Annotated in this window: 16 protein-coding genes and 1 tRNA gene; 13 read left to right on the top strand and 4 right to left on the bottom strand. The window is 72.0% G+C overall.

What is annotated here, in order from left to right:
* Positions 1–171: 171 nt before the first annotated feature.
* From ABD339_RS22865 to ABD339_RS22825, 9 genes are all read left to right on the top strand, one after another.
* A complete protein-coding gene (locus ABD339_RS22865) occupies positions 172–1,458 on the top strand; it encodes an inositol-3-phosphate synthase (RefSeq protein ID WP_344568297.1) in 1,287 nt (428 codons plus the stop codon).
* The gene (locus tag ABD339_RS22860) at positions 1,455–2,456 is read left to right on the top strand and encodes an SCO3242 family prenyltransferase (RefSeq protein WP_344568296.1); all 1,002 of its coding nucleotides are present in this window, start codon (positions 1,455–1,457) and stop codon (positions 2,454–2,456) included. Before ABD339_RS22865 ends, ABD339_RS22860 begins: the two co-directional genes overlap by 4 nt.
* Positions 2,453–3,496: a sugar phosphate isomerase/epimerase family protein gene (locus tag ABD339_RS22855; protein ID WP_344568295.1), complete on the top strand. Its 1,044-nt coding sequence runs from the start codon at positions 2,453–2,455 to the stop codon at positions 3,494–3,496. The genes ABD339_RS22860 and ABD339_RS22855 overlap by 4 nt, the downstream gene beginning before the upstream one ends.
* On the top strand, positions 3,490–4,374 hold the full coding sequence (locus ABD339_RS22850) for an EboA domain-containing protein (protein WP_344568294.1): 885 nt from the start codon (positions 3,490–3,492) through the stop codon (positions 4,372–4,374). The genes ABD339_RS22855 and ABD339_RS22850 overlap by 7 nt, the downstream gene beginning before the upstream one ends.
* Before the next feature lie 5 nt (positions 4,375–4,379).
* Positions 4,380–5,240: a TatD family hydrolase gene (locus ABD339_RS22845; RefSeq protein WP_344568293.1), complete on the top strand. Its 861-nt coding sequence runs from the start codon at positions 4,380–4,382 to the stop codon at positions 5,238–5,240.
* A gap of 10 nt (positions 5,241–5,250) precedes the next feature.
* Positions 5,251–6,432 carry a metabolite traffic protein EboE gene (eboE, locus tag ABD339_RS22840; RefSeq protein ID WP_344568292.1) on the top strand — a complete coding sequence of 394 codons (1,182 nt, stop codon included), beginning with the start codon at positions 5,251–5,253 and terminating at the stop codon, positions 6,430–6,432.
* Positions 6,429–7,838 (top strand): alkaline phosphatase family protein, encoded by a 1,410-nt coding sequence (locus ABD339_RS22835; RefSeq protein ID WP_344568291.1) that lies wholly within the window; start codon positions 6,429–6,431, stop codon positions 7,836–7,838. Before eboE ends, ABD339_RS22835 begins: the two co-directional genes overlap by 4 nt.
* The gene (locus ABD339_RS22830) at positions 7,835–8,923 is read left to right on the top strand and encodes a sugar phosphate isomerase/epimerase family protein (RefSeq protein WP_344568290.1); all 1,089 of its coding nucleotides are present in this window, start codon (positions 7,835–7,837) and stop codon (positions 8,921–8,923) included. Before ABD339_RS22835 ends, ABD339_RS22830 begins: the two co-directional genes overlap by 4 nt.
* Before the next feature lie 238 nt (positions 8,924–9,161).
* Positions 9,162–9,246 (top strand) — tRNA-Leu (locus tag ABD339_RS22825).
* On the opposite strand, the gene ABD339_RS22820 is transcribed toward ABD339_RS22825, so the two are convergent.
* Positions 9,211–10,935, bottom strand: coding sequence for a recombinase family protein (locus tag ABD339_RS22820; protein WP_344568448.1), 1,725 nt, complete (start codon positions 10,933–10,935; stop codon positions 9,211–9,213). The two genes, ABD339_RS22825 and ABD339_RS22820, sit on opposite strands and share 36 nt — an antisense overlap.
* Positions 10,936–11,664: 729 nt before the next feature.
* Between ABD339_RS22820 and ABD339_RS22815 the strand changes: the two genes are divergently transcribed.
* Together ABD339_RS22815 and ABD339_RS22810 are read left to right on the top strand one after the other, a co-directional pair.
* Positions 11,665–12,522 (top strand): hypothetical protein, encoded by an 858-nt coding sequence (locus ABD339_RS22815; protein ID WP_344568289.1) that lies wholly within the window; start codon positions 11,665–11,667, stop codon positions 12,520–12,522.
* A gap of 101 nt (positions 12,523–12,623) precedes the next feature.
* Positions 12,624–13,616, top strand: coding sequence for a replication-relaxation family protein (locus tag ABD339_RS22810; RefSeq protein WP_344568288.1), 993 nt, complete (start codon positions 12,624–12,626; stop codon positions 13,614–13,616).
* Positions 13,617–14,165: 549 nt separating this feature from the next.
* Here ABD339_RS22810 and ABD339_RS22805 read toward each other — a convergent pair.
* Entirely contained in the window at positions 14,166–14,348 is a 183-nt protein-coding gene (locus ABD339_RS22805; RefSeq protein ID WP_344568287.1) for a hypothetical protein, read from the bottom strand.
* A gap of 306 nt (positions 14,349–14,654) precedes the next feature.
* Here ABD339_RS22805 and ABD339_RS22800 point away from each other — a divergent pair, with 306 nt between their 5' ends.
* Complete coding sequence (locus tag ABD339_RS22800; protein ID WP_344568286.1) at positions 14,655–15,245, top strand: hypothetical protein; 591 nt, start codon at positions 14,655–14,657, stop codon at positions 15,243–15,245.
* A gap of 31 nt (positions 15,246–15,276) precedes the next feature.
* On the opposite strand, the gene ABD339_RS22795 is transcribed toward ABD339_RS22800, so the two are convergent.
* Both ABD339_RS22795 and ABD339_RS22790 read right to left on the bottom strand, forming a co-directional pair.
* Positions 15,277–15,510, bottom strand: coding sequence for a DUF397 domain-containing protein (locus ABD339_RS22795; protein ID WP_344568285.1), 234 nt, complete (start codon positions 15,508–15,510; stop codon positions 15,277–15,279).
* A gap of 5 nt (positions 15,511–15,515) precedes the next feature.
* A complete protein-coding gene (locus tag ABD339_RS22790; RefSeq protein ID WP_344568284.1) occupies positions 15,516–16,379 on the bottom strand; it encodes a helix-turn-helix domain-containing protein in 864 nt (287 codons plus the stop codon).
* Positions 16,380–16,579: 200 nt separating this feature from the next.
* On the opposite strand from ABD339_RS22790, the gene ABD339_RS22785 reads away from it, so the two are divergent.
* On the top strand, positions 16,580–17,014 hold the full coding sequence (locus ABD339_RS22785) for an ATP-binding protein (RefSeq protein ID WP_344568283.1): 435 nt from the start codon (positions 16,580–16,582) through the stop codon (positions 17,012–17,014).
* Positions 17,015–17,216 lie beyond the last annotated feature (202 nt).

Raw genomic sequence — 17,216 nt, 5'->3', positions numbered from 1 at the left:
CCGCCCCATGCGGCGGTGGAGGGAGACGCCGACTCCCTCCACCGCCCCCCGCGGTCACGCACGGCCCTCGGTGATCTCACAGGGGCGCGCCCGGTGAGAAACGGGAAGGGATGGGACCGGGGTCTGCCGGCCGCAGGCCCCGGGCGCACGTACGAGAACAGGGAGGACGACGTGACCGACGCTCACCAGATCCCCAGGCCGCGCACCGGCATATGGCTCATAGGAGCCCGCGGCTCGGTCGCCACAACGGCCCTCACCGGCGCGGCGGCCCTCGCCGCCGGCCTCCACCCGCCCACCGGCATGGTCACCGAGGCCGCCCCCTTCGGCCCCTGCTCCCTCCCCCCGCTCGACAGCTTCGTCTTCGGCGGCCATGACACCGTCTCCTGCCCCCTGCCCAAGCGCGCCGAGATCCTCGCCGAGGCCGGTGTCCTGCCCCATGGGCTGCCCTCCGCGCTGCACGCCGAACTCGCCAAGGCCGACACGGCGATACGCCCCGGCGCCGCCGCGGGCGACCCGCGCGGTGAGGAAGAGCTGATCGACACCTACGCGGCCGACCTGACCGCGTTCACCCGCGAGCACGATCTGGCGCGCACCGTCGTCATCAACGTCGCCAGCACCGAGCCGCACCCGCCCCACGACGCGCCTCTGCCGCCCAGCTCCCGCTACGCCGCCGCCGCGCTGCGCGCCGGATGCCCCTACGTCAACTTCACGCCCTCCACCGGCCTGCACCACCCCCGCCTGGCCGAGGCGGCCCGCACGGCGCGGGTGCCGTTCGCCGGGCGGGACGGCAAGACGGGCCAGACGCTCCTGCGCTCCGTGCTCGCCCCGATGTTCGCGCAGCGCTCCCTCGCGGTGCGCGCCTGGTCCGGGAGCAACCTGCTGGGCGGCGGGGACGGCGCCGCGCTCGCCGACCCCGCCGCGGCAGCCGCCAAGAACGCGGGCAAGGAGCGGGTGCTCGCCGACAACCTCGGCCACCTGCCCGAGGGCGAGGTGCACATCGACGACGTGCCGGCGATGGGGGAGTGGAAGACCGCCTGGGACCACATCGCCTTCGACGGCTTCCTCGGCTCCCGCATGGTCCTCCAGACCATCTGGCAAGGCTGCGACTCGGCCCTCGCCGCACCCCTGGTCCTCGACCTGGCCCGGCTGCTGGCGCGCGCCGACGAGGCGGGCCTCACCGGGCCGGTGGACGGTCTCGGCTTCTACTTCAAGGACCCCGACAGCGGCCCCGGCGACCTGCCGGGCCAGTGGCGCGCCCTGCTCGGCCTCGCCCAGCGCCTGACACCCGGGGGCGAACGGGCGGCGACGGGCGCCGCCCGTGGCGGCGACGGGCCGGAGGCCGCCGCAGCCGTCGTCGGAGAGGGGCGCGAAACCGTCACCACCTTGGGGGGTGACGGTTCGGCGGCCCCACCTGACCAGGGCGGCCCGGCCACCGCCCGCACCGGAGAGGCCCGATGAGCGGGCACGCCGCCGCCTGGGCCCAACTCCTGCGCGTCTCCGCGCTGTTCACGGTGCCCGGCGACGCGGTGGCAGGCGCCGTCGCGGCCGGACGCCTCCCGGGCCGCGCCACGCTACTGGCCGCCGGATCCTCGCTGTGCCTGTACGAAGCGGGCATGGCCCTCAACGACTGGGCCGACCGCGCGGAGGACGCCGTCGAGCGCCCCGAACGCCCTCTGCCCGCCGGGCGGATCCACCCGCCCGCCGCACTGGCCGCCGCCACCGGCCTGACCGCCGCCGGACTCGCCCTCGCGGCCCGCGCCGGACGGCTGCCACTGGCCACCGCCGGGGCCCTCGCCACCACGGTCTGGGCCTATGACCTCCGCCTCAAGCACACCCCGGCCGGCCCCGCCGCCATGGCCACGGCCCGCGCCCTGGACATCCTCCTGGGCGCCACGGCCAGCGGCCCGTCCACCAGCGGCCCGGCCTGCCGTACCGGGCCCCGGAACGCCTCGCCCGGACGGGCACTGGGCGCGGCGGCGTTCATGGGAACGCACACCCTCGCCGTCACCGCCGTCTCACGGCGGGAGGCCCAGGGCGGCGCGCCCGGCATCCCGCTCGCCGCGCTGGGCGCCGTCGCGGCGATCGCGGCCGGTGTGACCAGTCATCGACGGCGGAGCACGCCGATGACGCTCGCCGCCACCGCCGCCTACCTGGGCACCGCCGTCCGGCCCCTCACCCACGCCGCGCTCAACCCCTCGCCGCAGCTGCTCCAGCGCGCGGTGGGCGGCGGCATCCGCGCGATGATCCCCCTCCAGGCGGCGCTCATCGCACGGGCCGCCGCCGCGCCGGGCGCTCAGCCGTCCCCGGCCCCGCCCGGCACCGCACCACCGGGCGGCGGCCCGCCCCGCCGACTGAGCCGGATGACCTGGGACGGGCGCGGCGCCGGATACGCGTCGGCCCTGCTCGCGCTGGTCCCGCTCGCCCGCCGCTTGTCCAGGAAGGTCAGCCCCACATGAGCCCGGCAGCCCCCGCCCCTTCCACCCCCTCTTCCGACCTTTCCTCCCCTTCTTCCCCTTCTTCTTCTTCTTCGACGTGTCCCGCGCTCCGCTTCGCGTACGGCACCAACGGACTGACGGACCTGCGCCTGGACGACGCGCTCGCCCTCCTCGCCGACCTCGGCTACTCCGGCGTCGCGCTGACCCTCGACCACATGCATCTCGACCCGCTCGCCCCCGACTTGACGGCCCGCACCGCACGGGTGGGGCGCGCGCTGCGGCGTCACGGCCTGGACGTCGCCATCGAGACCGGAGCCCGCTACGTCCTCGACCCGCGCCGCAAACACCACCCCACCCTGCTCGACCCCGACGCGGAGGCCCGTGCCGCGCGAACCGGCCTGCTGCGCACAGCCGTTCGCGTGGCCGCCGACCTCGGCGCGCACGCCGTCCACTGCTTCAGCGGCCCGCTCCCGCCCGGCACCGCGCCCGAGGAAGGCTGGGCCCGCCTCGCCGACGGGATCGGCTCGCTCCTGGACGCCGCGCGGGCGGCGGGAGTTCCCCTGGCGATCGAGCCCGAGCCCGGTCACCTGCTGGAGGACCTGGCGGGCTTCCACCGGCTGCGTACCGCGCTGGACAGCCCCGAACCGCTCGGCCTGACCCTCGACATCGGCCACTGCCAGTGCCTTGAGCCCTTGCCGCCCGCCGACTGCGTCCGCGAGGCGGCCCCCTGGCTGCGTCACGTCCAGATCGAGGACATGTGCCGGGGCACGCACGAGCATCTGCCCTTCGGCGCCGGCGAGATCGACTTCCGCCCCGTTCTCCAGGCGCTGCGGGAGGCGGCCTATTCGGGGCTGGTCAGCGTGGAACTGCCCCGCGACTCCCACGCGGGCCCCGCACGGGCCGCCGAGTCGCTCGCCTTCCTGACCGCCACCGCCACCGCCACCGCCACGGCCACCGCCACGGCCACCGCCACCGCCACCGCCACGGCCACCGCCACGGCGGCCGGTACCGCCACAGCCACCGCCACCGGTACCGCGAGGGGAGCGACCGCCGCATGCTGACGCCCCTGGCCTCCCTGCGTACCGGGCTGGAACTGCGGCTCGGAGCCGACGCCCGGGCCTGGCTGCACCTCGCACTCACCGACGCGGCCGACGCCGCCCGCCACCGCGCGGGGCCCGGCATGCCCGCCTGGGAGCGGCACTTCGTGACCGCCGGACGCCACTGCCGCGGCGGCGGCCCGCACGGCGGCTCTGACAACAGTCCGCACCGCGGCCCGGACAGCGGCGCCGAGGAGGCCACCGGACCGGCGGCCGAGCCCGCCGACGCGGCCCGGGTGCTGCTGCTGCACGCCGCCGCGCCCGGCACCGACACAGTCGTCCGCCTCTACACCCAGGGCACGGCCGACGAGCGGCGGGCCGTGGTGCTGGCGCTGCCCCACCTCGACCCGGCGCCGGACACCGCGCCCACCCTCGCGCTGGTCGAGGACGCGCTGCGCACCAACGACACCCGGCTGATCGCCGCGGCGCTCGGGCCCTGGTCGGCGGCGCACCTGCCCACGCCGCAGTGGCGCCAGGGCGTCCTCAAGTGCCTGTTCACAGGCGTGCCGTTGAGGGCCGTCGCCGGTCTGGAACACCGCGCCGCCGCCGACCCGGAACTCGCCCGCATGCTCCAGGACTACGCCCGTGAGCGCTCCGCCGCCGGCCGCGCCGTCCCCGCCGACCTCGACCACGCGCTGCGCCTGGCCCGCGCGGCCCCCCAGGACCCGGCCCCCGCCCGGCCGGCCCCGGAGAGCCCCGCCGGCCCCGCCGGCCCCACCAGCCCCGAGCACCCCGCGTCCCCTACTTCCCCCGCGTCCCCCGAGAGCTCACCGTCCCCCGAGAGCCCCGAACGCCCCGCCGCCCCCGAGCACCCCCGCCCCGCCCCGCCCGAGGAGCTGTGACCCCGATGACGAGCAGTCGCATCTTCGACCCGCACATCCACATGACCTCCCGCACCACCGACGACTACGCCGCGATGTACGAGGCCGGGGTCCGCGCACTGGTCGAGCCCTCCTTCTGGCTCGGCCAGCCCCGCACCTCACCCGCCTCCTTCTACGACTACTTCGACTCCCTCTTGGGCTGGGAGCCCTACCGGGCCGCGCAGTACGGCATCGCCCACCACTGCACCCTCGCGCTCAACCCGAAAGAGGCCAACGACCCGCGCTGCACCCCCGTCCTGGACGCGCTGCCGCGCTACCTCCTCAAGGACGGAGTGGTGGCCGTCGGCGAGATCGGCTACGACTCGATGACACCGGCCGAGGACGTCGCGCTCGCCGCCCAGCTCCAGCTCGCCCGCGAGCACGAGCTGCCCGCCCTCGTCCACACCCCGCACCGCGACAAGGCCGCCGGACTCGCCCGCACCCTGGATGTGCTGCGCGAATCCGGGCTGCCGCCCGAGCGCGTCGTCCTCGACCATCTCAACGAGACGACGCTGGGCGCCGCCGCCGACAGCGGCTGCTGGCTGGGCTTTTCCATCTACCCCGACACCAAGATGGACCCCGACCGCATGATCCGCATCCTGCGCGTGCACGGCACCGAGCGGGTGCTGGTCAACTCGGCGGCCGACTGGGGCCACAGCGACCCGCTCAAGACCCGGCACGTCGGCGACGCCATGCTCGCCGCCGGATTCGACGAGGAGGAGGTCGAGCAGGTCCTGTGGCACAACCCGGTCGCCTTCTACGGGCAAAGCGGCCGGCTCGACCTCGACGCCGCGTCCCCCTCCGGCGGGCTGTTCGAGGGCAACTCCGTTCTGCGCGGCGGAGAGTGAGGAGCGCCCCATGCGATTCCGCCACCCGGACGGCACGACCGTCCACCTCGCCTACTGCACCAACGTGCACGCGGCCGAACAGCTCGACGGCGTACTGCGCCAGCTCACCGAGTACGCCGAGCCCGTACGCCGCAGGCTGCACCGTGACCGGCTGGGCATCGGCCTGTGGCTGGCCCGCGACGCGGCCCGCACCCTCACCGACGACCCGGCCGCGATCCGCCGGCTGCGCAATGGGCTGAAGCACGCCGGCCTCGAAGTCGTCACCCTCAACGGCTTCCCCTACCAGGGCTTCGGTGACGAACACGTCAAGTACCGCGTCTACCGCCCCGACTGGACCGACGACGCGCGCCTGGACCACACCACCGACCTCGCCCGGCTGCTGGCCGCGCTGCTCCCCGACGACGTGACCGAGGGCAGCATCTCCACGCTGCCCCTGGCCTGGCGCACCGGCTTCGACGCCGAGGCCAGGCACCGGGCGCTGACCCGGCTGCACACCCTCTCCCAGCGCCTGGACGCCCTCCAGGAGCTGACCGGGCGCAGCATCCGCGTCGGCCTGGAGCCCGAACCCGGCTGCACCGTGGAGACCACCGACGACGCCATCGCCGCCCTCACCGGCACCGACGGGCCGCCCGCGCACCGCATCGGAGTGTGCGTGGACACCTGCCACCTGGCCACCGCGTTCGAGGACCCGGGCAAGGCGGTGGCGGCGCTCACCCGGGCGGGCCTGTCCATCGTCAAGTCCCAGCTGTCCGCGGCACTGCACGCCGAGCACCCCGAGCGCGCCGACGTACGCGAAGCGCTCGCCGAGTTCGCCGAACCCCGCTTCCTGCACCAGACCCGGGCCCAGGTCCCCGGCGGCGGACTGCGCGCCACCGACGACCTCGACCGGGCGCTCGTCCCCGGCGCGCTGCCCACCGAGGGCCCCTGGCGCTCCCACTTCCACGTCCCGCTGCACGCCCCGCTCTCGCCGCCGCTGACCGCCACCACCCCGGTCCTGCGGGAGACCCTCGGCCACCTGGTCGGCGGAGCGGTGCCGCTGACCCGGCACCTGGAGGTGGAGACCTACACCTGGCAGGCCCTGCCCACCGCGCTGCGCCCCACCACCCGCGCGCAGCTCGCCGACGGCCTGGCGGCCGAACTGTCCACGGCCCGCGACCTGCTGACCGACCTCGGCCTCAAGGAGCTGCCATGAGCCGGCCCGAGGGCGCAGAGCCCCTCCTCGTCATCGACGTCGTCGGACTGACCCCCGCCCTGCTGGCCCACATGCCGGAGCTGCGCGCCCTCTCCCGCGGCGGCTCCTACGCGCCGCTGCGCACCGTGCTGCCCGCCGTCACCTGCGCCGCACAGTCCACCTTCCTCACCGGCGAACTCCCCTCCCAGCACGGCATCGTCGCCAACGGCTGGTACTTCCGCGAGCTGGGCGACGTCCTGCTGTGGCGCCAGCACAACGCGCTGGTCGAAGGCGAGAAGCTGTGGGACGCGGCCCGCGCCCGGCAGCCCGGCTACACCGTGGCGAACATCTGCTGGTGGTACGCGATGGGCGCCGACACCGACTGGACCGTCACCCCCCGCCCCGTCTACTACGCCGACGGCCGCAAGGAACCCGACTGCTACACCCGCCCCCCGGCCCTCCACGACGAACTCACCGAGAAACTGGGCACCTTCCCCCTGTTCACCTTCTGGGGGCCCGGCGCGAACCTCACCTCCTCCGAGTGGATCATCGGCGCCACCCGGCACATCCTGCGCACCCGCCACCCCGACCTCGCCCTGTGCTACGTCCCCCACCTCGACTACGACCTCCAGCGCTACGGCCCCGACGACCCGCGCTCCCACCGCGCCGCCGCCGACGTGGACGCCGCGCTCGCCCCGCTGCTGGCCGACGCGCGGGCCGAGGGCCGCACCGTCGTCGTCCTGTCCGAGTACGGGATCACCCGCGTACGGCGCCATGTGGACATCAACCGCGCCCTGCGCCGCGCCGGTCTGCTCCACGTCCACACCCAGGACGGCATGGAATACCTGGACCCGTGGACCTCCCGGGCCTTCGCCGTCGCCGACCACCAGCTGGCCCACGTCTACGTTCGCGACCCCGCCGACCTGCCCGCCACCCGCGAGGCCCTCACCGGACTGGACGGACTGGCCCAACTGCTCGACGAGACGGCCAAGAAGGAGGCCGGACTCGACCACCCCCGCTCCGGAGAGCTGGTGGCCCTCGCCGAACCGGACGCCTGGTTCACCTACTACTACTGGCTGGACGACGCACGCGCCCCCGACTTCGCCCAGCTCGTGGAGATCCACCGCAAGCCCGGCTACGACCCGGCCGAGCTGTTCACGGACCCGCGCGACCCGTACGTCAAGCTGCGCGCCGCCACCGCGCTGGCCCGCAAGAAGGCCGGCCTGCGCTACCGCATGGCCGTCGTCCCCCTCGACCCCTCACCGATCCGCGGCAGCCACGGCCGCCTCCCCGCCCACCCGGACGAGGGCCCCGTGCTGCTGTGCTCACGCCCCGACGCACTGGGCCCCCGCCCGGACGACGAACCCTTCCCCGCCACCGATGTGAAGCGACTGCTTCTCGACCTCGCACTGGGAGACGCCTCATGACCCGCAGACCCGCCCGCGCGCAGACCCCCCGACACCCCGAACTCGACCGCACCCTGCGCCGCCGCGGCTTCCTCGGCGTCGCCGCGGGCGCCACCGCCGCCACCTTGCTGGGCGGCCCCCTCGGCGGCACCGCCCTGGCATCCACCGGCACGGACGCCACCCCGCAGGGCGGCCACGGTCGCGGGCCGATCGTGCCCCGCGGCAAACTGGGCATACAGCTCTACACCGTCCGCGACCAGATCCAGGCCCTCGGCTTCGCCACCGTCTTCAAGGAACTGAACCGCTACGGCTACGACTCCGTCGAGTTCGCCGGCTACACCCAGGGCACCGGAGACCTCACACTCCGCCAGCTCAAGCGCCTGATGCGGGACCACGGCCTGCGCGGCATCGGCAGCCACGTCGGCTACTACTCCGGCAACCCGGCCGACTACACCTTCGCCACCCAGCTGGAGAAGGTCCTCGACGACGCGGCGGCCCTCGGCCTCCCGCACGTGGGCACCGCCGCCAGTCCCGACCGCTACGGCCGCACCGTGGACGCGTGGAAGCGCGCCGCCGAGGACTTCAACACCTACGGCGCGGCGGCCCGCACGCGCGGCCTGAAGTTCTACCAGCACAACCACCAGATGGAGTTCGGCTTCGCCCAGGACAAGCCCGACGTACGCCTCTACGACGTCCTGCTCGCCGAGACCGACCCCGAACTGGTCTACCTGGAGATGGACATCTACTGGGCCTTCGCCGGCCAGCACCGCTTCAGCGTCCGTCCCGACGGCACCCCCGCCCCCTTCGACCCCGTCGACTACGTCCTCAAAGCCCCGCACCGCTACCCGCTCTTCCACGTCAAGGACGGCGAACACGACGAGGCATCGGCCGACGGCTACCACATGGTCGATGTCGGCGACGGCGACCTCGACTACGAGAAGTTCATCGGCGCCGTCCTCAAACGCGGCCACCAGGGCCCGCACGGGCGCCGCGCGGACCACCACTGGTTGATGGAACGCGACGACGCCGTAGACCCCGAAGCCAACCCCGCCGGCTCCCTCACCTCGGCCCGCCGCTCAGCCGCCTACCTGCGCCGCAAGCACTGACCCACCCCTCCGGACCTGGCCGGCCCCTCCGGGCGCCCGGCCAGGTCCGGCCCCGCCCGGCCGCTTGCCCCACGGGCCCCGCCTCCCCGCGGGACCGACCGGGGCCCGGCCCTCACCGAGAGTGATCAACCCCTCACTCCTCGCCCCTTCCCGGCAGGGGGAAATCCCTGGTGAGAACCACTCCCAACCCTTGGTATCGTTACCCCGTCGCCGAGGGCAGCGCCCCCGGCACAGCCCAGTCCGGGTGGCGGAATGGTAGACGCGCTAGCTTGAGGTGCTAGTGCCCTTTATCGGGCGTGGGGGTTCGAGTCCCCCCTCGGACACGCACCGTACGCACATGCCGTACACAGGCTCTCGGGCCGTGACTCCACAGTCACGGCCCGTTTGCTGTGGTCGTAGGTGAGGGACAGCCCGAAAGCCTTGTAGAGCGGCGCTTTGCGCTCCGGGGCGGCTTGCTGGAGCCGGTCGGTGAGGTCCCCGAGGTCCTTGATGATCTGGGCGATCTGTTCTTCGGTGAGCGGGCGGGGGCTTTTCGCGGGGGTGGCTGTCGTTGCTGTGACGGCGGCGATCTGGCGTTGGGCGGCGTTGCGGTCGGCGGTGGCCTGGTTGATCCACTCGGTGACGAGCGCCGGGTCCGTTCCGGCGTCGATGGCGACGCGGTAGCGGTCGATGCGGCGTTCGCAGTCGGCGACGGTCCGATGGGCGGCTTCGAGCGCGGGGTCCGGGGCGGAGGAGGCCGTGGTCTGGGCCTGGTGCAGGGCTTTGAGGGTCTGCTTGAGGCGCCCGGGGGCGAAGACACGGACGAGCCAGGCATCGAGTGAGGGGAGGAGCGCGCTCTCGCGGACATAGACGGCCAGCGGGTGGGGGAGCGAGGCGCTGTGGGCGTACTCGGCCGGGTAGCGGCAGCGGTAGTGCGGAAGGCCACGGTTGTAGTTGCCCTGCATCTTGCGGTCGCACTGTCCACATCGCAGCAGACCGCGCAGCGCATAACTGCGTTTGGTCGGGCCGACCTTGCGTTCCACGCCCGCGATGTTGCGACGGCGTTCCTGTTGGGCCTGGGCCGCCTGGAAGTCGGCCATCGGCACGAGCGGTTCGTGGACGGGTTCGGCGGACCAGATCCACTTGTCGTGGGAGTTCCACGTCAGTTGGGTGCGGTGGCCGAGGGTGACGTCGTCGATGTCGAGGAGGATCTCTTTCTTGTGCTGTTTGTTCCAGACCTGGTGGCCGGTGTAGCGGGGGTTCATCAGGATCGTGCGGACGGCGCCCTTGGACCAGGCGTGGCCGTCGCGGTGCGGGTTGCGGGCGCGGTCGTGCGCTGAGGGGCAGAGGACGCCGTCGCGGGTGAGGCTCTCGGCGATGGCGTACATGCCGTTTCCGCGCAGGTACTCGCGGAAGATGCGGCGTACGACGGGTGCCGCGACCGGGTCGGGGTCGAGTTTGTGGAGCCGTTTGCCGTCGGCGGCTTTGGCCGAGTTGGGGTGCGGCCCGGCGTCGGCGAGGAGGTAGCTGTAGGGAGGGCGCCCGCCGAGGTAGCGGCCCTCGATCTGGGCCTGCGCGGACATCGCGGTGTGGACGCGAACCTTGATGCGGTTGCGTTCGCCCTTGCTCATGCCGCCGAAGACCGACATGACGAGGTCGTGCGCCTCGTTCTCCGGGTCGATCGGCCCGCCCACTTCGGGCACCCAGAGCGGGATACCGAAGTGGACGAAGAGGGGGAAGGTGTTGCCGAACTGGTTGCCGTAGAAGGTGCGCTGCGGCTCACCGATCACGACGGCGTCGAAGGGGCGTTGGGGGTCGCGGAGATCCCGGAGCAGCTCGGCGGCGCGGGGGCGGCGCTGCCAGGGGAGGGCGCGGGAGTGGCCGGAGTCGAAGTATTCGGTGACGATCTCGCCGCCGGTGGGTTCGATGAGAGTGCGGGCGCGGGTGAGCTGCCAGTTGCGGGAGGTTTCGGGGTCCTGGAGGTCTTCAGTAGAGCAGCGTCCGGCGAAGGCGAAACGGGTCGGGCGGTTCATGGGCGGCACGGGCGGCTCCCTGTGCGGTCGGTGCGGTCGGGTCGGGTGGTCGTCGTCCGTCGTACCGTCGAGTCGCGATGGAGGGCCAGCCGCTGATCCGGGTCGTAGTGGGTGGGGCTTTCGGCTGGTTGGGCCTGGTCAGCGTGCTCGGTGTGCTCGCTGAGCAGGAAGTCGAGGAGTGCTGCGGCGGCTTCGGGGGTGAGGGGCGGGGGCTCGTCGGGGAGGTGGACGCTGGGCTGACTCGCGGGTGTGCTCGTCGGTCGGTTCGGGGTGTGGGACCGGTCGCGGCGAGGGGCACGCGAAGCGGGCACATAACCTCAGGAGAGATCTCTACTGAGTGCGCTCGTGGTGGCGGCTGGGCTCTTCGATGCTGCTGGGAGCGCTGTCGAGAGGGATGGGACATCCGGGGCCCCGCTTTAGCCACGCGGCTTCCGACCGGATGGTGGACCGCGCCTCTCGGAGAGGTCGGAGAGGTCGGAGAGGGAATCGCCGCAGGCCATCCGGTATACGAGCCAGTGCCGAACCGCTCCGGCCCGCGCGGGATTCACCGTTGGGGCAGCCGCCTTGTTTCAAGTGCGAATCCCGGCCTACCGCCCCTGGGAACGGTGCAGGTCACGGGGCGAAGTGCCAGTCGCAGATTCGCACATGACGTGCCACTCGCGAGCCACTGGCTCGGGAATGGCACGCAACTGGCTCGGGAGTGGCACGGGGCTACGGCAGTAGGGAGGGGTGACCGATTCCGCCAGCCTCACGGAGGTGCCCTTGCACCGCGCCCACCCGAACACGCTGCCTGCCATGTCTGTCGTGGCTGCGTCGATCCCGACGTCGCGGTCCCCGTTCCTCTCCATCGAGCGAACCTTCCATCGCCTCTCCCGAGACCCCCACCGGCTGACTCTCCCGAACCCCGAAGCGCCCGACGCGAACGGTGCGGAAGTGGCCTGGCCGCTGTGGCAGGTGCGTGACTGGATGGTGCGCCAGAAGCCCGACTCCACCGCCCGCTCGCAGGTGTGGGCCGAGGTGATTGACCGTGCCCGCCGGGAGGGCGAGCCATGGGAGCTGGCGGCCCTCGGCTTCGCGCTGCCCGTGCTGCACCGTACGGCGCGACGCCGCAGGCGTCCGCCTGGGGTGGAACGCACCGACCTGGAGCAGGAAATCCTCACCGCCGCCCTCGGAGCACTGCGCGAGCCAACCACCACGCCAGGCCGACCGGAGCTGAGCCTGTTTCGTGCTGCAGACTCCGCCGCCCAGCGACTACTTCGCACCGAGCGGCGCCACGGAAGGCGGGAGGACGCGGGCGGCGACCCCTCCAGCGTCCTGCCTGCCGATGCCGGCGAGGTAGCCGACGCCGGGGGAGGGAGCGTCGGGGATGCGGCACGAGTACACCGTCCTGGCCGATGCCGTCCGGTCCCGCGTGATCACCGTCGCCGAGGCGCAGTTGATCGCCTGTACGCGCCTCGGCGACGCCTCGGTCAGGGAACTGGCCGCCGACGCGGCTACATCCGGCGCACGCTGTGCCGACGGCGCCAGGACGCGGAAGTCCGCCTTGCGGAGTGGCTCCAGCCAACCGACCGTCCGTACGCCCGGTGACCCGTTCGGGGATGAATCCGATCCTCCCTGGCCACCGCCCGGATCCCACGGTCCACTCCAGGCGCCGTCTCCCCCTGCCCACCTTCGGAGGTGACCCCGTCTTGGCCCCTGCTCTTCCCCGTCCCGGATCCGGCCCCGGCTCCCGCTACATCGCCCGTGCCGCCACCACCCGCACCCGCGCACCGGCTCGGGTCCCGCTGGCCGCGCTCGCCTCGCGTCTCACTCCGCGCGACCAGTGGCTGGTGCGCATGGTGCACGAGCACCGGGTACTGACCACCGGCCAGATCCACCGGCTGGCCTTCTCCGCCCGCCGCCGCGCCCAGCGCCGCCTGCTGGTCCTCCACCGGCTCGGACTCCTCGACTCCTTCCGCCCGCTGACCGCGTACGGCTCGTCGCCCGAGCACTACACTCTCGGCCCCGCCGGCGCCGCCCTCCTCGCCGCGCACGCCGACTGCGCCCCGAAGGCACTGGGCTGGCGCCCCACCCACACCGCCCGCATCGCCTTCTCACCCTCCCTGGGCCATGACCTGGGCACCAACGATCTCCTGGTACGCCTCGCCGCCCACCGCCACACCCACCAGGCCGGGCTCACCCTGTGGCTCTCGGCACGCTCCTGCGAACGCCGCTGGGGCGACCTTGTCCACCCCGACGCCTACGCACACTGGAGCGACGGCGATCGGCTACTGCCGTTCTTCCTCGAATACGACACCGGCAGCCAGAACCTCGCCCGTGTCGAAGCGAAACTCGATGCCTACGCCCACTTCACCACGACCACCCGCGCCCGCCCCGCCCTGCTGCTCCACACCAGTACCGCCTCCCGCGAACACGCCCTCCGTCAGCGCCTCACCGGCACCGCCCACCGGTACGAACTGCTCTTCGCCACCGCTTCCGCTGACCTCACCGCCGACACGCCCTGGGGACCGTGGTGGCTCCCTGCCCACCCACCTGCGCTTCGCCTGACGTTGACCGAACTCGCAACCCACTGGCCCGATCTGTCTTTCGCCCCGGATCTGGAACCGATCGAGACCGGCACACCGCTCGATCTCCCCGTACCCCCGCTGCCCCCAGCCGCCACCGCCAGCAGCCGCACCTGATACGGGGCCAGGCCAGGTCAGATGCACCAGGGGTGCACCCCGGATGCGGGGGAGCGCGGTGCACCCGATCGACGCCCGCTCGCGGACCGACGGGGCCGATCGGAATGCCTGACCCCATGAGACCGATCGGCGTCCGCGAGCCGACAGTGAGTCTGCCGATCCGTACGAAGCCCCCTGCGTCCGCCGCCCCGAGTGCGCTGCCGAGTGTGCCCACACTGCTCCCGAACCGGTACGGGAGCGCAGGCAACACACACAGGACGGAGGACGGGCGAGGGCAGGCAGGAAGCAGGCCGGAATGAGAACGAGGTCAAGGAGCGAGCTCCTGGCACACGGGCGGGCGCTCCCGGTGGGCCGGGCTGCCGCCCCACAGGATCGGGGTGCTTGTCAGAAACCGATATACAGTCGGTCTCGCCGTCGCGCTGGCTCGCAACGGCCCCACCTGCGCAAATGGGGCCGAGAGAGTGGGCGCATCCAAGCACGACGCCCGATACGCCCACGGATCCGCCCATCAACGCGCCCCCGGGAACGACCCACCGACACGGTCCGGCACTACTCCCGCGGCAGCGGAATCGCGAACCACGCGGCCTTGCTGGCAACGCCTACCCGGCGGAACCCCCAGGTCCCGCCAGCCAGTTCGTCCAGCATCCCTAGGCCGCGCCCGCGCTCGGAGAGCATCGTCACCAGGGTGTCGAGGCCCTCGCCCGCTTCACCCGGCTCGGGCAGCGCGTTCACCGCCCGCTCCACCGAGCCGCGTGACGACCTCCGCTCCTACGGTGGCGGCCGGGCCCTGCTGTGGTGAAGGTCCGTACGGGGTGATAGGCGAACGGTGCCGCGAACGCAACGGACGGCAGGCCGAGGGTGAGGACAGAGGCCGGCACGGGGCACCTCCCGGTGATCGCCGATCAGTTTTCGACGACGACACCGAAGAGGTCCGGGCGAGCGGAACCCGCCTCTCAGAAGGGTTTTCGAGAATTTCGCGGACCCGGCCGACTCCGTGCGGGCCGCCGGTAGCCTGGTGCTTTAGCGGAGGGGGAGTGTATGAACGAGGAGTCCGGGGACGGGTGGATCACTCCGCCGAGCGTTCCGCCCTTCATGGGCACGGAACGGTTCTCCACTGGCGACTTCGGCGTCGTGGATTTCTGGCGCTTCGCGATGTCCAACCTCAAGATGAACAACGTGCGCGGCTACTGCGCCGAGTTCCTCGTGCACCGCGCTCTCGGGTCCACGAGTCCACGTGAGGAGTGGGCCGGCCACGACGCCGAGACCGAAGACGGCACGCGCATCGAGGTCAAGACCAGTGCGTACCTTCAGGCATGGGACCAGCGCAGGCTGTCGACCATCCAGTTCACCGGGCTACGCAGCAAGCTGTGGAACCCGCGCACCGGGGAGGCCGACAAGGCGACGTACAACGCGGACGTCTATGTCTTCTCGGTCCAGACGGCCCGAAGCCACGAGGAGTACGACCCGCTTGACCTGGCCCAGTGGGAGTTCCACATCGTTCCAGGCTCCGTCCTCGTCGCGCTCAACCAGAAGTCGATGGCCCTCTCAACCGTCCGGAAGCACTCGGGCGGAGCGGTCGGCTTTCATGGCCTCGGGGACGCGATACGCGCCGTCAGCGCAGGTGGCTGACGTCTCAGCCGCCTTCGACTGAGCCCAGTTCTCACCGCGTCGGTGGCGCGCTTGGCACTCCGCTCACAAAGGTCTGCCAGGTCAGTGGAGAAAACGTGAGCACCCCGCGCTCCCGATCCTTGCTGTCGCGGACGGCTTGGGTGCCCCTTGGCAGGGAGGCGTGTTCGATGCAGTTGGCACCGCTGCCGCTGTAGCTGCTGGTATGCCAGGACGCGCCAGCAAAAGCCTGGTCGCTCGCGTCCTGCTCGCGCTGCTGCGCTGCCATGGGGCCTACTCCTCTGCCTGGGCGCGGTACTCCTCGATGAGCTTGCGGATGTACACCGTGGATTCCCGGGGTGACAGCGCCGCAGCCGTGTGATCGTCCCATGCGCGCCGGTAGCGCTGCACGTGCGGTTCCCTTTCCAGCAACGTACTCCCGGAAAGGTGTTCCAGCCACACGTAGTCGGCCGTCGGCGCCTGCCGCATGGTGAAGATGGTGTACGGCACATACTGGTCCGGCGTCACCGAGCGGCGCTGCGGGAGGACTTGCACGTCGACGTTCCGATGCCGACTCGTGGTCAGAACATGCTCCATCTGCTCAACCATGATCTCGGCGCCGCCGACTGTGCTGTGGAGTGCCGAGGCATCCAGCACTGCCCGCAGGTGCACCGTCCCCTCGTCGAGAACTCCCTGCCGCTTTCGCCGGGTCTCGACCATCAACCGCGCCTCTTCATCTGCGTAGTGGTGTTGCAAGAGCGCGGACATGTAGTGCTCGGTCTGGAGAAGACCAGGCATCAGCTGCGTCTCATAGGTGCGAATCAGCGAACTGTCGGTCTCCAGCGTCAAGTAGTCCTTGAGGTCGTCGTGTAGAAGCGGACCCTGCGCCGACCACCAGTCCAGCGTCCGGACGTGCTTGGCGAGCTGCCTGAAGTTCTGCCGTTCCTCCTCATCCTCGACGCCGTAGAGGTTCAGCAGGTGGTCGAGGTCGAGGGGGCGGATGCCTTGCTGCCCGGACTCGATCTTGCTGATCTTCGGCTGCCCGCTCTGGAGTTCGCGGGCGGCATCTCCCATGTTCAGCCCGGCCCGCTCGCGCAGCCGCTTGAGTTCGCTGCCGAGCCGCCGACTGCGCATCGTGGGCATCTCACTGTGTGCCATGCGGGTCATCATCGTCGGCTGCCCCCAGAGCAACAACATTCTTCCTGCACCCACGCCCATAAGGATGAAATCTAAAAGAATAGTTGCGATTCGAATAGTGGCGCCCTCATGGTGGCGACAGGCAACAGCCGACCGCGCCAGGGCAGTTCCGGGCGCGGAAGATCTCTACGTGCGTATGAAACGCACCCCTGGAGGACGTCATGCACGGCGCAGCAGCACCGACCTGGGCAGCTGAGGGCCCTGAGTACCGGTTCGAGGCGGAGTACCAAACGCAGCACCTGCCCCAACTCCGCTGGTTGGTGCGCAGCTGGATCCACCAACGCGGACTCGACATCCTCGCCCCGGACGTCGCACTGATCGCCACCGAACTGTGCAGCAACCTCCGGCACGTCCCTGACCGCTACGGCGAGGTGGAGTTGCGCGCGCTGGATGCCGGGCTTCGGTTGTCCGTCCGGGACCGCTCCGAAGCGCTTCCGGTCGTGCCCAGTGCGCCGCCGTGCGTGACGGCCACCAGCGGGCGCGGCCTGCTCGTCGCCGCGTTGACCGCCGACCGCTTCCAGATCGAGGCGGTGGCTGGGGGCAATGTCATCTGGGCCGAGGTGCGCGCACCTTCCGAGAAGGGAGCGGTTCGGTGAGCGCCCTCCACTTCCGTACCGTCGGACACAGGCTGGAGCCAGTCGGCTTCTGGGGAGAGTGCCTCGCGTACCGTTTGTCAACGGTCATTGAGATGCCCAGGTAGGTGGCCGTTGAGTGTCCAGGCTGGTGGCCATCAGAAACCCAGGTGTGTGGCCAGTGGTGTTCCTGGGGGTGAGGGTCAGCTCAAGGGGACCACTCCCT

Source organism: Streptomyces axinellae (assembly GCF_039532135.1).
GTDB classification, from domain to species: Bacteria; Actinomycetota; Actinomycetes; order Streptomycetales; family Streptomycetaceae; genus Streptomyces; species Streptomyces axinellae.
This window is presented reverse-complemented; position numbering and strand designations above follow the sequence as displayed.